Genomic DNA, 14,303 nt, shown 5'->3' with positions numbered 1-14,303 from the left:
AGATTATCCTTTCGTTGCCGCACCGATGTTGGTGGTCTGGAAATACTTTTGGAACACGCAGAACAGCACGATCACGGGGAACGCCAGCACCGTGGCGCCGGCGAGGATCGCTCCGTTCGGATTGGCCATGGATGTCGAGACGCTGGCGATGAAGTTCGCCAGAGATACGGCCAACGGCTGCATGCTCGTGTCTTTGGTGATAAGGAACGGCCATAGGAACTCGTTCCAGGGGCCGATGAACGTGACGAGGATCGCGGTCACCAACGCGGGACGAACCAGCGGAATGGCGATGGTCCAAAGGATTCTGATCTCGCCGGCCCCGTCGATTCTCGCGGCTTCGAAAATGGATCGAGGCAGCGCTTTGAAGAACTGCGCGAAGATGAACACCGCCGTCGTGTTGATCAGGAACGGCAGGATCATGCCTATGTAGGTGTCGCCCAATCCGTAGGAGCGGGTGATCTGCACATACAGGGGAATCATCAACAGCTGGAACGGAATCATCTGCACCAGCAGCATCAGTACCCACACGCCTCCTCTGCCACGGAAATCGAGGCAGGACACCGCATATCCGGCGAGCAGACCGAACACCACCGTGCCCAGCAGAACACCACCGACGAAAATCAGTGAATTGCACAGCGATTGCAGCAGATCGATGCGGCTGTTCGTCTCCACGAAGTTCTCAATGGTCCAACCGGAGGTCGGCAGGAGCTTGTCAGGGGTGTTGGTCGGATTGTCCTGGAACGCGCCGACGACCATGAAGTAGAACGGGAACGCGAACATCAAAGCCGCCAGTATGATGACGACGTAGCGCAGTACGACGCGCACGGGATGTGGATGTCGCATGTCACTTCTCCTTATTCAACTGGTTGGCGATCATCGACATCAGACCGACGAGGATGACAAGGAGCATGCCGATGGCCGACGCCAGATCAGGATTCTGCTGCTGGATGCCGAGCTGGTAGATCAGCAGCACCGGAGTGGTGCTGGATCCATCGGGGCCTCCGCCGTTGGTGAGTAGGTAGGGTTCCGTGAAAAGGTTGGAGCCGGTGATGATGGCGAGCACCAACACCAATGTGGTGGTGGAACGAACGCTGGGGACCGTCACATGCCAGAACCGTTGCAAGCCGTTGCATCCATCCATTTCGGCCGCCTCATGCAGTTCCTTGGGCACGTTCTGCAACGCCGCGAGATACAGCAGAATATAGAATCCGAGCTGTTTCCATGTGACGTACAGCGCGATCAGCGGCATCGCGAGCCGTGTGTTGGACAACCACGACGGGTCGGGCGCCCATGAGCCGAGGATCGAGTTGATCAGACCGTTCTGGGAGAACAGCAGCAGCCATACGCCGACCAGGGACACGCTTGCGGTGATGTAGGGAAGGTAGAACGCGATGCGGAACATGGCCGCCCAGCGGACGCCGGCGTTGAGCACATTGGCCAGAATCATCGAAAGGACCACGGTCAATGGAACGTTGATCACCAGGAACACCAGAATGTTGCGGAACGCCTGCAACACGTCCGGATCGCTCAGCACGGTGATGAAGTTCTCAAATCCGACAAACGGCTTATCCACGTTCACGCCGGGAGCGGTGAAGAAGTAATCATGGAACGCCATATAGATGGCATATCCCAGAGGATAGGCGAAGATCACCAGGACGAAGATCACATACGGCAGGGCGAACAATCCGCCAATCGGCTGTTCGCCGAGCCACCGCCGCCATCCGCCGGTACGGGGATGGCGGCTCGTGTGGGTGGCCCCGCTCATGGTCAGCCTTCCTTGACCAGATCGTTCACCGCGCTTGCCGCGTCGGCGACGAACTGCTCGGAGGACGCGCCGCCGAAGATGATGTCGGAGGACCACAGTTTGCGGAACTCCTGCCACACTTCGGTGGAGTTCGTCAGGCTCGGCACATCGCTCATACGCTGAGCCTGTTCGATGAACGGCTCATAGTCGGGATTCTGCGCGGCATACTCGTCGAACACGCCTTCATCGTCCTCGCGCATGGGAATCTGTCCCGTCGTTTCAATGAACTTCTTGTCGGCCTCCTTGCTGGTGGTGTACTGCATGAAATCCCACGCCGTGGCCTGGGCCGAGCATGTGGTGAACATGGACACGTTCTTCGAATCGGCGAACGTCGTCACGTCCTCACCGCCATCCTTGGTGGGCACAGGCATGACGCCGACGTTCACGTTGTCCTTGTAGGAGGCGATGGCCCAAGGTCCGGCGAGCTGCATGGCGGTGTTGCCCTGCACCATAGGATCGTCCGTATACTTCTCCTTCGGAGCGAGGTTCTCGTCATACAGGGTTTTGAACAGTTCGCTGACCTCCTGCCCGGCCTCGTTGTCGAAGGTCGCCTCGCCGTCCTCGACAAGCGGGGTGCCGCCGGTCGCGGCGAGATACAGCGGATAGAAATCGTTCCACGGCTGGTAGAAGTCGTTGGTCGGCACCGGCCAGATGGCACTTTGCGAGGCGCCGCTTTGCACGATCTTCCTCGCTCCCTCAAGGAATCCCTCGTAGGTGTCCATGCCGGGGTTCTCCGGGTCGATGCCCGCCTTCTCGAAGATGTCCTTGTTGTACAGGATCATCACCGGATTCGCCTTCCACGGCATCTGGTAATAGCTGCCGTCGGTCTGGTAGAGTTCCGCGCTGTCGCCCGTGCGCGATTCGATGTATTCGTCCGCGCCTTCGAATTCTGACAGGTTCACCAATCCGCCCTGACGCACCCAGCCAGGCACGGCGGCCGCGGAAATGTTGTAGATGAGGCACGGGCTGGTGCCTGCGGTGATCGCCGCCGTGATGGCTTCTTCGGACGAGGACGACGCCGGAATCTCCTGGGCGGTCACCTGCTCGTCAGGATGCTCGGCGTTCCATGATTCGACCATTTCCTCGCCCCACGCGACTTCCTGCGCGTTATTGGACAACCAGATCGTGATGGGACCTCGCGCGGATGCCGCGTCATCGGAAGAGTTGGCGCTGCTTCCGCATCCGGAAAGCATCATCGCCGCCGCGGTGACCAAAGCCGCAGGCGCCACCAGTTTTTTGAATAGTTTGTTCATTGTTTTCCTCCTTGAAATGCAATGTTTGGAAAAAGGCAAAGCGGTACCCACACCACGGCCCTCATGGCCTGGCGAAGGATATGTTTTGGAATGATAGGGGGTCGAGAAGGCCTCTAGGCCAAATGTGACCCTTCCGTGCTTGCGCGCCATCGAATGGTCTCAGGCAAAGACTGCACTGCCTTCGGCATGTCACCATCGATGTCGGCGAGTAAACGTTGAGCGGCCAATTGGCCTCGATTGTATGCATTGGTGGACACGCTGGTCATAGGAGGATTCAAATGTACCGAAATCGGATCGTCCTCGTAACCAACGATGGCAAGATCTTCGGGAATGGCCAGTCCCTGCGATCCCGCGTACGACAGTCCTCCGATCGCCATCACGTCATTCGCGTAGATGATCGCGGTCGGGGGTTCAGAAAGAGCCAGCAATTCACGCGTCAGCTCCACACCTTGTTTGGCTGTGAAATCCCCCTCATAAAGCAGTTCACGGCTTCCGACCCGCTCAACGTACCCTTGGGCGCGTTGCTGCGAGTGGACATATTCGAGAGGACCGGACACATGCGCGATACGTGTGTGTCCGAGTTCATGCAGATGATCGACGACCTCCTGCATAGGGCCCCGGTCGTCCACCCACACCGTCGAGAAATCCTCGAATTGATAGTCGTCGCCCGATTCCATAAGAACCGCCTTCATATGCAGTTCTCGCAAAAGGCCGACGCGCCAGTCGTCACATCGCATATCCAGTACAACGAACCCGTCGACCCGCCCTTGAGACATCGAACGGTACGCGCGCTCTTCCGCTTCACGATCGGTGACCGTCTGCAGAACAAGCGCGATCTCCCTTTTCGAGAGTTCCAGCTCGAGACCGGAGAGGAACACCGGAAAGAACGCATCCGCATACAGCACCTCCGGATCCCTCGCCAGCACAATGCCGACGGCGTTGGTTTTCTTCTCCACCAGCGCACGGGCGGCCTGGTTGGGGATCCATCCGAGCTTTGCGGCCGCGTCAGTGACTTTCTTAGCCGTTGCCGCCGATATGGTGCGATGCCCGTTGAAAACATGCGAGACGGTTCCTTTGGTCACGCCCGCTTCTCTGGCCACGTCCGCTATCGTCGGTTTGCTGCTCATGATTCCTTGTTACCTCCTTCCTTGGATTTTCAAACTCGAGAGGCACTCGAGCCTTGGTGGTATCAACCATATGGCCTTTCACGCAAACAGTCAAACCGATTTGATTATCGGCGTGTCAAATCGGTTTGATTGGTTTGCGTAACAGTGAAGCCGTTCCACAAAAACTCTCGCCTGACCATATTTCGCTGCCATTTGCATCACGCCGCACACGCCATCGAGCCGCGACACATCGTTGCGCCACGCCGTATCCGTCGCCCCATACCTCGCCCGTCGCAGCGCCATCACACCATCGCGCCACACCTCGCCCGCCGCAGCACCATCACATCTGCATCGTCGCGCCACGCCGCATCCGTCGCTCCACACCTCATCCGCCGCAGCACCATCGCACCACACTGCATCGTCGCCCCACACCACACCTCGCCCACCGCAGCGCCACCACACCATTGCCCGCATCGCACCGCCCTCCCCGGCACCATCACGCCGTCGCGCCACACCGCATCGTCGCGCCACGCCGCGTCCACCACGGCACCACGGCACCACGGCACCATCACACCGTCGCACCACACCGCATCGTCATGCCACGCCGCGTCCACCACGGCACCATCACACCGCCGCGCCACACTGCATCGTCGCCCCACACCACACCGTTGTTCACCCCCTACACCATTCAACATGGGCGAACCATTAGCCATCGCAGCTCATCCGCATCAAGCACCCCATCGCGACCGAATCGTCAATACGCTGCGCACCAGCCTCGACCAAGTCCCCAATTCAAACAATTAGTGATTTCGGCAACACCCACAGCCGCCCGGGCATCAATCCGCGTTAACGGTAGTGGATTTGGGGACTTGCGGATATCGATCTGCGTTAGCGGTAGTGGGGTTTTGGAGTTGCCCCGCGTATGCGCGTTGAAATACAAGGCCGGATACTTGGCGTATGGCCCAAAGCCCACTACCGCTAACGCAGATGGATGTTTGCAGACGCTCAAATCCACTACCGCTAACGCAGATATCCGCGTCCAGAAAGAAGCGCCACTGAAACCAGACTCCGCAGAACAGCGAAAGACACTATTCGGGAATGGCCAGGTGCAGGTTCGAGCCTCGTCGCAGCGAGGAGACACCTTCTTGCAGAACGCTCCAAGTAGTTTGGTAGTCGCCGGGCACCGCCACTTCCGGGCTTCGCATAAAAGCCTTGAATTGGGGCAGGTCGTTGGAGAACCGCCTGCGGAACGATTGGGCGAGTTTCGACTTCTCGGAGTTGGAGAGGCTGTCGGATCTGTTATGCAGGGCATGCTCCATATTTCTGGAGAAGTAGTAGATCCGGTACGGCACCTCATGCTTTTGATACGTCAGGCACGAGATATCCGATAGTTTGCGCAATGATTCCCTTTTTCTGCGGTTGCGCAGGCGTATGCTTTCCGTTTTGCTGGTGAGTATGCGATCCTCACGATATTCGATCGCGTCCGCCTCGCCCGCAAGCACGAGGTCGTCCGGAATGAAGGCGCCATCCGTATCGCAGATCTGCACGATCTGCGCGATGTCTTTCCACTGGTAGCCGCGGTCACGCTTCAACTCGCCTAGAATCAGCTCGCGCACCCGGTCACGAGGTTCTTTGGAGGTTTGCGAGACGGTCATATCGCCATGCACAACGTCGAATTTCACGAGACTGTCGCTGAACAGTCGTTGGAACACGCTTCCGAGCGCGGTTTCCTCCGTGGGCCCTTCCACGATGAGCAGAACAACCTTTTTGGTCACCGGAGTCGCGTTCGCCATGGGGATCACTCGCCTTCGGGGAAGCCGGAGTCGTAGAACGCGCCGTCGATGTCGAATATGTTGGTCGGCTCGTACACGGTTTCCGCTTGCCCGCCGAGGTTGATCGCACGCAGGTATTGGCTGCGCAGGTTGCTTTTCTCCCGGCTGCCGCGGAATTTGATATAGCGCCGTTCAGGATTGGTGGTGGTGAACACCAGCGATCCTTTGTTCAAGGTCTCCAGAGGGCGCAGGTTATGCGCGGTGAAGATCAGCTGCCCTCGGCCGTGATTCTGCAGCACCTGCAGAATCTCCCCCAGGAGGAATTCGAATACGCCGGAATCCAATTCGTCGATGGCGACGCAGGCGCCGGGCTTAGAGTACACGTCAATGAGCAGGGTGAGAATCGAGACCAGTTTTTTGATGCCTTCGGATTCACACCGCAGCGGCACGGTCGTTCCGCCGCGGGTGCAGGTGATTTCCACTCGTTCGGCAGGTGTTCCGTCATTGCCCAGCATGCCGCCAAGCTGGACGATGCCCAATGAGAGTCCCGGCACCAGTGCGGAAAGCACCGGGGTCATTTTCTCGACCGTGTTGCGCAGATCGCGAAGCTGCTTCGCGTTGAGGGTGGCCGGTTCGGACAGGTTCACGGTAAACGACGCGTCCGCCAGTCCGCCCCGCTCCCCCTCGTGAGTCGCGATGCTCAGATAGTTCAGCATAGAGACCGCGTATTGCGAAACGCCGACCACCGCCAGGTCAGCCAAGGCGAACCGCTTCATGCTCGTGACGAGCCGGGTCAGAGATGCGACCGCCGAAGCGGTGCCTGACATATTCGCGGAGACGTTCGCGGCCGCTTTTTTCAGCTCGGCGCTGGCGCTGAGCTTATTCATCAGGGATATGAAGTCTTCCGAGAACATCAGCGTGGTGTTCTTCTCGATCGCCAGGCGCTGCGCCACGGCCAATCCGGTTTTCGCGTTGCCATCCAACGATAGAGCGTCTTTCCAGAACCGCTTCGGCTTCAGTTCATACCCCCATGAGGCACCGGTATGCAGAGAATACGACAGCATGATGCGCATGGGATCGTTTTGGCAGAGGTCTTTGCATGCGAGTTCCTCACCAAACAGCGTCGCCCCTTTGTCGCTTTCACGGATTGTCGCCCTATAGATGAATTGCGTCTCAGCGGCTTGCGTTTCGTCATTGAAGAGAACGCCTTCGACGACGATTTCCGCCTCGCCGCTTTCCTTTGACACGCAGTCGACGGCGGCTTTCTGAATGCTTTTTCCGCTCCACAGGCGTTTCACTATGCCGAGCGCTTGAATCACGGAGGTCTTGCCAGAACCATTCTGTCCGTAGATGCCCACAATATCGGCATCCGGAGCGGGCTCGCCTTTTTTCCACGCTGACAACGCGATTTCGCCATGCCCAACGTTCTTGAAACCATTCAGCGTGATCGACTGAAGACGAATCATGGCGCTCCTTTCGCCGTATTCACCCCATTCTATACGCAATCAAGGTAAACCACCTTAAAATTCGTAAAAACCCAACGCTTTTTACGACAGTTTACCCCCAACAATAAAAACGCAGCCACGGGATTCCACTGCCAAACTTTGGAATCTTTGTCATTTCAGCATGTTCTAGACATGGAATTTTTGTCATTTTCGCCTATTTCAAACATGGAATTTTTGTCATTCGGGAGCAAGGCCGCTCTACATCACTCTCGCCAGTGGTTTCACGCCCGCACGGCAAACCGCGAATACGTTGCCCGAACGTTAGTGCTCGCGCAGTGTATTCGCCGGTGTATTGTTTAGGGGGCAGGGTTATGCGCTCGCGCACCTGCCGCAACCGCCACGAAAGCGATGCCCACGGGGGAAGAGGAACGCTCGGGCCGCAACGCACGTCTCCCCTACCTATCCGGAGCCAAGGAGTTTTGTGATCACGCAACCTTCCGCCACCGCCACTACTGCTGACAGCACTGTCACCGCCGCCTCCGACGGTGCCATCATGCCGCGCCATGACCTCGACCGTCAGCATTCCAACGCCACCGCCACTACCGCCGCCTCGCGAAGCGACATCCTGTTCTTCGCCGCATTGGCGCTTCTGCCCGTCGACGGCACGGTCGTCGGCTTCTACCAGCCGTTTTGGACTCCGATCAGCCCGTGGCTGTTCGTGGCGTATTGCTTGTGTAATTGGCGGTATCTGCGCGAAACGTTCCGCCATTATGCCGCATTTCTGATGTTGCCGGTGGCATTGGCCGCGCTTTCCATCCCGGGTTGGCTGGCGTTCGGATTCCACCGTATGGCCGTGGTGATGAGTCTGACCGGCGTGTTGGGCGCGGTGGCCACGCTGGCGGCGGTTCATATCGCCGTCGATTGCAAGGGTCTGCCGTGGCGGCGCATGGTGCGCGTGGTGCTCGCCGCGTATTGGTTCGCGTTTGCCGTGGGTGTGTTGCAATGGGTGGCTTTGCGTCTGCAAGTCGACACGGTGGTGGATTATTTCACGCAGTTGATGGCCCGCGACTATCTGCCGGCGGATTCGCCCTGGGGTGGCAATCGACCGCAGTTCCTGTTTGCTGAACCGAGTTATATCGGCATGCACTTGTTCGGCATTTTGCTGCCGTTGTTCTGGCTGGCCCGCCCGCGTGATGCGGTGTTGGCGAAGCGTCTGCGCGATCTGATTGTGGTGTTCGCCGCGGGCAGCATGCTGATGGGTGCGGGCACGCGCATCGTTCTGGACACGGTGGTCGCCATGGTGGTGGTGATTGTGGCGCAGGTTCGCTGGCGTGACGCTTCGCACAGGCGGCATGGTTTGCTCGCGCTGGCCGGAACGGCCGTGTTCGCAGTGGTTGGAGTGTTCGCCAATTCGCGTTTGAGTTCAATTCTCGATCATGGCGCGGAGGGCGACGGCTCGTTTTTCGCGCGCATCTGTCAGAGTCTGGGACCGTTGTGCGGTCTGCCGGAGCATCCGTGGACGCTGATTTGCGGATATGGCGCGGGCAATATCATCGAGGCCACGCATGCCGGTGCCGGCCGCGCGGTGGGATTGCTGAACGCGTGGGGTATGAATTCCACCGGTCCTGCGAATTGGTATGCCACGAAAACCGCGGACACGATGTTCACCATGAGCGGTTACACGAGTTTCCTCACCGAGTTCGGTCTGGTTGGCCTGTGCGGACTTGTGGCGCTGGTGCTTTGGCATATCGCGCGGCATCATGCGTGGAGCAAACAGACGGTGTGCTGGCTGTTGCTGGTCGCGTATCTGTATGTTCAGTTCGAGGGATATGCCTTCGCCGCCATTCCGCTGCTAGTGTGGGGTGTCACACATGATGAGAGGCTGCGGTAGCACCTGCTCGTTTCGCTTCTTGAGGGTTTCCTGGATATCATGGAGTGAAGTGGTTCGACAACGACGTCGCCTCCACGAACCATCGCAGCGTCCCCTGAAAGCAAAGAAACATTATGAACATTCGTCAGCATTTTCCCCACGCATTAATCGCGGCCATAGCCGCAGTCCCATGCTGTATATTCACCGTTCCCGCATTGGCGAACGATTCCCCCACCGACACGTTTGCCGTGTCAGTGAACGAATCCTCGATATCCGTCACCGCCACGATTCCCGACGAGTTTATGGAAAGCGGTTTCCCGTATCTCTGGGCCACGGTCAACGACGAGATATGGGGCCCTTACGGCGACGGCGTCAATTCTGCGGTGTCGTTCAGCATGCCGATTACGCCCGAGTGCGGAATCACCTACCATATCGCCGTACACGCCGGCGATGATCTATCCATGGTGGCCGAGCTCGGCACCACAACCGCGGCACTCCCCGATTCCACATGCACACCCGGAGGCGATGCCGAGCAACCCGCTCCCCCACCACCGACTGAACCAGCCGAACCGACCAAGCCAACTGAACCAGCCGAACCCGTTGACCCCATCGAACCATCTGAGCCTTCAAACCCTGTAGAGCCGTCAAATCCAACAGTCCCCACAGATCCAATCGAGCCCGCCGAACCGACCGCTCCAGCAGTTCCGACGGAGCCGACCACTCCCACAAATCCAACTCCATCAAATCCCGCGACGCCCACGAATCCTCAGGATTCCCCAACCTCCGCAGACCCCACTTCCACACAAAACACCACCACTCCCAAAGACTTATCAACACCAATGCCCACCACCGGTGTCAACATCACCGGCATCGTATACCTCCTAATCACCATTCTGGCCATAAGCCTCGTTGTCTGCGGTCTCCTTCTGTCGCTCCGCAAAACCCGTAACGCATAGTTATAGTCACAATAAATTGTTGGCAAGTGTCGGTAGTGTCCAAAAGGATGCGCACTTGTAGCTCACCTCTCCTCATCAAGACCGAATCGAAAGCGCGCAGGAATCCAGACGTTATCCTTCTTGGAGGCTTAACAATTCTAATTCCCCGCCTAATCTCCAAGAAGGCATTTATGACCATGTGGGATTAGTACGATATAAGGGCCGTGAACATCGTCTCAGAGATGACGTTCACGGCCCTTATATCTGCGACAGGATGCGGCAGTTTCACTAGATCTGAGATGAGTGATACAGATTAGACGGTTCTTTCATTAGGAGTGCATATAATGTCGGTTTGCCGGAGTCCGATATTAGCTGGTATTTCTCTTTCCAAGACAACTTATATAGAGAAGTGGAATCAGATGGAAGGAAATCAGCTGCGGGCTTGTTCAGCATCGACTGCATATACAGCGTATCTCCGTTGTTGTCAGGGATGCCTTCAATGGCATTGTGTGCATCAGTTATGGTTGTATACGCGAGGTTGATGACTCGGTCAACAAGGAGATAATCAATCATTATGTCCACTCTATGATGATATTCATCAAACATATCGATAATCCATTTGAACAAGGGTTCGCCTGCACATCCGCCCCAGCAATATGCCGTCCAGAAAAGAGACCATTGAGAATCCCATACTCCTCCGCGGAATGTTTGACTTCCTTGACGTATGGAAAAGAGTCGTTTTCCCTCTAACATCGAGTCGATACTGTTGGACATGAATAAAGTGGCGTCAAGCCAAATGCCGCCATGCAAATACAATAATTCAAAACGTAAAAAATCAGAAAAATGTGTTAATGTAATTTCGCCGGTTTCTACATATCGTAAAAAAGTTTTAGACCTTGGAGCGAAATCGGCAAAATTCTTTTCTGACAATAAGTGGACAGGACGATTTCCTGCATGGTCCAGAACGGATTGATAGCATTTTTTCACAATCTCAGGAGCTTCTTCCAGTCCCTGCCACCACATAATCCATATAGGAGCGTCCGAAGAAATCGTGGAATCTTCCATTGAATTCGATTTATCGTATTGCACATACGGTGCAATACGCGTCGCTAAAAAAGCCTCAACTTTCCTTGAGTACCATTTTCCGCACGCTGGTATTTTTTTAGATAAAACTCGCAAGAAAGTAATGGTGAGGCCAAAGTGATGTAAATAATTAACATATTTCTTCATGAAGTATTATCAACTTTCTTTTGTCGCAGGTTGATTAGAGGAATCGCCTAATCAAGTATTTCAGAGTGGGTTTGGCTCCTGTTTTGGTGATATGTTTCAGTGAGGGGGTGCCTCCGATGAGTCGGTCGAGTCGGCCTTGTCGGCCGGGGCTTTCGAGGTGTGGCTCGTTCTCGTGTCCGTTCAGGTAGGCGCGTAGTTGCGCCTGCAGTCCGGTTCGGGTGTCGGTCAGTTGTTCTTGTGTCAGGCCGGTGGTGGTGAGGATTTTGTTGTTGTCGATGACGCGGTCGTACATCCTGTCGTAGCGGATCTGGTATTTCGCTCCGTGCGCTTGTTCGAATTCGTCCATCGGGCAGTCTTTCACTACCAATGGCACAATTTGCGCGTAGATGTCGGCCACCGTGCGCCATGTCTGATGTTCGGAGGTCGAGACGGTGAACGCCTCGCCCATCGCCTGGTCGTTGCCGATGAGGAGGGCTATCATGCGGGCGACGTCGCCGCCCCAGGTCATCGTGCCTTGTTTCTGCAGGATCTCGTCGGGCAGGGGCACCGGTATGTGGCGTCGCGCGCGCCATAGCCAGGCGTCGGATTCGTGGACGGCGAGTTGGAATCGCCCGCCGCCGTCGTAGGTGACGGCGGGGCGGACGATGGTCCAGTTGGTCGTGCCGCTTTGGAACAGCATGTCCTCGCAGCGGGCCTTGGCCAGCGCGTATTCGTCGGTCGCCAGGTAGTCCGGGTCGTCGACCACGTCGAGAAGGCGTGGGGATTCCTCGCGGATCACCGGGGAGTCGGCGTACACGCGGTAGGAGGACACGAACACGTATTGTCCGGTGGCGTTGAGGAACGAGGCGGCCCGGTTCCGGAACTCGGGCGTGGACCAGATCATGAAGTCGATGATCGCGTCCCAGCGCGTCGAGAGCAGACCGTCGAGAAAGGATCCGTCCTTCGCGTTGCCGGTCCGGTACTCAAGGCGCGGGTCGTTCGAGGCCCGTTGCCTGCGGCTGGTCACGGTCACCTGATGTCCCATCCGTGTGAGGAGCTCGCTGACGTGCGCGCCCATCGCTCCGGTGCCGCCCAGGATCAGTATGCGCATGGAGATTCTCCTTCCCGTTCTTCTTTCCTCCGTCGTCTATCGTCCGAGGATTTTCTTGATGGTGTTGACGCCCTTGTCGCCGAGCACGCCGCGGACGGCTTCCTTGACCGCTCCCGCGGCGTTGGTCTCCAACGTAGACATGATACGTAGGGCGTCGCTCTCGTTCTGACTGTCGGTGAACACCTCGAAGAGCATGGGTTCGTCCGTCTGCTCCGCGGTGGTGAACCGGTCGATGTTGTCGTGGTATTCCTTTTTGCTGCTCGCGCTCAAGTATTCGAATCCGAGGTCCTGCGCGTAGTGTTTGAGCAGTTCGTGGGAGCGGTTGCCGTAATGGCCCCGCGCGGCCATGTACGCGTCGGCCTCCTGGCCGAATCTGGCGGCCTTGTGGTTGTAGTTTTTGAACTCGGTGCCGACGCCGTTGTTGATGACCATGATGCGCACGTTCCTGCCGATGTGGTGGTTGCCGAGCGAGTTCAGGTCGTAGAAGCACGCGAGGTCGCCGATCACACCGAAGAACAGTTTGTCCGGAGCGGCGAGGGAGGCCCCGATGAGGGAGGACATGCAGCCGTCGATGCCGAATCCGCCGGTGTTCGAATAGCAACGGATGGATTGATCGACGGGGAAGAAGTTCCAGCTGCGCAGCGAGTTCAGGATCGCCAGATGCAACACGGATCCGGCCGGCAGCTTCGACGCGGTTTGTTGCGCGCACCAGATGTTGGAGAACGGCAGGGTGGGGATCTTCGACCTGAGCTTCGCATCCTCGGACCGCCACTCGTCGAGCAGACGGTTCGCGGGGGTTGCCGGGCCGTCGGTTTGCGATGCGTAGGCTTCGAAGAACTCGGTTTCCCTCATGTCGAAGATGTATCGCAGTTTGTTGAACGCGTCGCGTGGTTCGCCGTCCGGGCTGACCCGCCAGACCTCCCTGGCGTTCGGACTCGCGTACGCTCCGGAGATCTCTCCGAGGTGGATCATGACGTCCACCATCCGGCAGCCGGGCATGTAATTGGTCTGATTGAGCAGCAAAACGGATTCGACCCAGTATTCGCCGGTGTAGTTCGAGGTGCGGTCGCCGATCACCACGGCCCCGTATTCGCGGCAGAAATCGTCGACCGCCTTGGCGAGCCGCTCGCTCCAAACCGTGTGGGCCCCCACGTACACGGCTATGCGCTTGCCTTTCAATGACGGAAGGTCGTCGCCCCGTTCGACGCGGTCGACGTAGTGGACCGCGGGCAGTTGGGCGACGTCGAAGTTGTCGCTGTAGGTGGTCACGAGGTTGACGTGCACGGGCCCGCCGCCGTTGCGGGTGAGCTCAAGCAAGGCGCGGTTCAGGTTGGCCTCGCACAGCCAGCGGTCGTCGTTGCTGTGCACGGACGGGCATTGCACGCTGGCCCTGCAGACGTCGTTCGGCTCGTTGGTGCGGTCGAGCATCTGCGGGGACATATTGCCCGCGCGGCCGAGGTGCTGGGAGCTGGTCACGGCCAGCACGGGCAGCTTGCGATAGTACGCTTCGGTCAGTCCCGGCATGTAGTTGCGCGACGCGGTCGCGCCGGTGCAGGTCAACGCGACGGGCTCGCCCGTTTCCGCGGCCATGCCGCATGCCATGTAGGCCGCGGAGCGTTCGTCCACGGAAGAGAAGACCGTGAAATACGGATCGCGCTGCAGGCAGGCGACGAACGTGATGTTCGTTGCTCCTGGGCTCGCCACGACCCTTCGCACTCCGTGGTGCTTCATGAGCGCCACGAGGATCTGCACGTTCACTTCATCTGTGTATCCGGCGGATGTCGTCATCATCGTTTCC

The 14,303-nt window shown here is 57.8% G+C and carries 12 protein-coding genes; 2 read left to right on the top strand and 10 right to left on the bottom strand.

Annotated features, from left to right (window positions below; translation table 11 throughout):
* Positions 1 to 3 precede the first annotated feature (3 nt).
* The 7 genes from BE0216_RS09770 to BE0216_RS09740 all read right to left on the bottom strand — a co-directional run bounded on the left by BE0216_RS09770 (position 4) and on the right by BE0216_RS09740 (position 7,401).
* Positions 4 to 843 (bottom strand): carbohydrate ABC transporter permease, encoded by an 840-nt coding sequence (locus tag BE0216_RS09770; protein ID WP_094636504.1) that lies wholly within the window; start codon positions 841 to 843, stop codon positions 4 to 6.
* 1 nt (position 844) lies between these two features.
* Positions 845 to 1,765 (bottom strand): carbohydrate ABC transporter permease, encoded by a 921-nt coding sequence (locus tag BE0216_RS09765; RefSeq protein WP_094636503.1) that lies wholly within the window; start codon positions 1,763 to 1,765, stop codon positions 845 to 847.
* Positions 1,766 to 1,767: 2 nt separating this feature from the next.
* Complete coding sequence (locus BE0216_RS09760; RefSeq protein WP_094636502.1) at positions 1,768 to 3,057, bottom strand: extracellular solute-binding protein; 1,290 nt, start codon at positions 3,055 to 3,057, stop codon at positions 1,768 to 1,770.
* A gap of 113 nt (positions 3,058 to 3,170) precedes the next feature.
* The gene (locus BE0216_RS09755) at positions 3,171 to 4,184 is read right to left on the bottom strand and encodes a LacI family DNA-binding transcriptional regulator (RefSeq protein WP_094636501.1); all 1,014 of its coding nucleotides are present in this window, start codon (positions 4,182 to 4,184) and stop codon (positions 3,171 to 3,173) included.
* Between the two features lie 281 nt (positions 4,185 to 4,465).
* Entirely contained in the window at positions 4,466 to 4,780 is a 315-nt protein-coding gene (locus tag BE0216_RS09750; protein WP_143249283.1) for a hypothetical protein, read from the bottom strand.
* A 471-nt stretch (positions 4,781 to 5,251) separates the two neighbouring features.
* Entirely contained in the window at positions 5,252 to 5,956 is a 705-nt protein-coding gene (locus BE0216_RS09745; protein WP_094636499.1) for a hypothetical protein, read from the bottom strand.
* Between the two features lie 5 nt (positions 5,957 to 5,961).
* A complete protein-coding gene (locus BE0216_RS09740; RefSeq protein WP_094636498.1) occupies positions 5,962 to 7,401 on the bottom strand; it encodes an AAA family ATPase in 1,440 nt (479 codons plus the stop codon).
* A gap of 460 nt (positions 7,402 to 7,861) precedes the next feature.
* On the opposite strand from BE0216_RS09740, the gene BE0216_RS09735 reads away from it, so the two are divergent.
* Complete coding sequence (locus tag BE0216_RS09735) at positions 7,862 to 9,271, top strand: hypothetical protein (protein WP_094636497.1); 1,410 nt, start codon at positions 7,862 to 7,864, stop codon at positions 9,269 to 9,271.
* 113 nt (positions 9,272 to 9,384) lie between these two features.
* Complete coding sequence (locus BE0216_RS12100) at positions 9,385 to 10,206, top strand: hypothetical protein (RefSeq protein ID WP_143249282.1); 822 nt, start codon at positions 9,385 to 9,387, stop codon at positions 10,204 to 10,206.
* Positions 10,207 to 10,473: 267 nt separating this feature from the next.
* On the opposite strand, the gene BE0216_RS09725 is transcribed toward BE0216_RS12100, so the two are convergent.
* The 3 genes from BE0216_RS09725 to BE0216_RS09715 are packed head-to-tail and all read right to left on the bottom strand — an operon-like array spanning position 10,474 to position 14,296.
* Complete coding sequence (locus BE0216_RS09725; RefSeq protein ID WP_094636496.1) at positions 10,474 to 11,415, bottom strand: capsular polysaccharide synthesis protein; 942 nt, start codon at positions 11,413 to 11,415, stop codon at positions 10,474 to 10,476.
* A gap of 34 nt (positions 11,416 to 11,449) precedes the next feature.
* Positions 11,450 to 12,505, bottom strand: coding sequence for an NAD-dependent epimerase/dehydratase family protein (locus BE0216_RS09720; protein WP_094636495.1), 1,056 nt, complete (start codon positions 12,503 to 12,505; stop codon positions 11,450 to 11,452).
* 36 nt (positions 12,506 to 12,541) lie between these two features.
* Positions 12,542 to 14,296: a thiamine pyrophosphate-binding protein gene (locus BE0216_RS09715; RefSeq protein ID WP_211279915.1), complete on the bottom strand. Its 1,755-nt coding sequence runs from the start codon at positions 14,294 to 14,296 to the stop codon at positions 12,542 to 12,544.
* Positions 14,297 to 14,303 lie beyond the last annotated feature (7 nt).

Origin of the sequence: Bifidobacterium eulemuris (assembly GCF_014898155.1) — a bacterium.
In the GTDB taxonomy this organism is placed as follows: Bacteria; Actinomycetota; Actinomycetes; order Actinomycetales; family Bifidobacteriaceae; genus Bifidobacterium; species Bifidobacterium eulemuris.
This window is presented reverse-complemented; position numbering and strand designations above follow the sequence as displayed.

Excerpts from the sequence above, each read along its gene's own strand:
- BE0216_RS09770 (WP_094636504.1), bottom strand. The coding sequence starts at position 843 with ATGCGACATCCACATCCCGTGCGCGTCGTACTGCGCTACGTCGTCATC.
- BE0216_RS09765 (WP_094636503.1), bottom strand. The coding sequence starts at position 1,765 with ATGAGCGGGGCCACCCACACGAGCCGCCATCCCCGTACCGGCGGATGG.
- BE0216_RS09760 (WP_094636502.1), bottom strand. The coding sequence starts at position 3,057 with ATGAACAAACTATTCAAAAAACTGGTGGCGCCTGCGGCTTTGGTCACC.
- BE0216_RS09755 (WP_094636501.1), bottom strand. The coding sequence starts at position 4,184 with ATGAGCAGCAAACCGACGATAGCGGACGTGGCCAGAGAAGCGGGCGTG.
- BE0216_RS09745 (WP_094636499.1), bottom strand. The coding sequence starts at position 5,956 with ATGGCGAACGCGACTCCGGTGACCAAAAAGGTTGTTCTGCTCATCGTG.
- BE0216_RS09740 (WP_094636498.1), bottom strand. The coding sequence starts at position 7,401 with ATGATTCGTCTTCAGTCGATCACGCTGAATGGTTTCAAGAACGTTGGG.
- BE0216_RS12100 (WP_143249282.1), top strand. The coding sequence starts at position 9,385 with ATGAACATTCGTCAGCATTTTCCCCACGCATTAATCGCGGCCATAGCC.
- BE0216_RS09725 (WP_094636496.1), bottom strand. The coding sequence starts at position 11,415 with ATGAAGAAATATGTTAATTATTTACATCACTTTGGCCTCACCATTACT.
- BE0216_RS09720 (WP_094636495.1), bottom strand. The coding sequence starts at position 12,505 with ATGCGCATACTGATCCTGGGCGGCACCGGAGCGATGGGCGCGCACGTC.
- BE0216_RS09715 (WP_211279915.1), bottom strand. The coding sequence starts at position 14,296 with ATGATGACGACATCCGCCGGATACACAGATGAAGTGAACGTGCAGATC.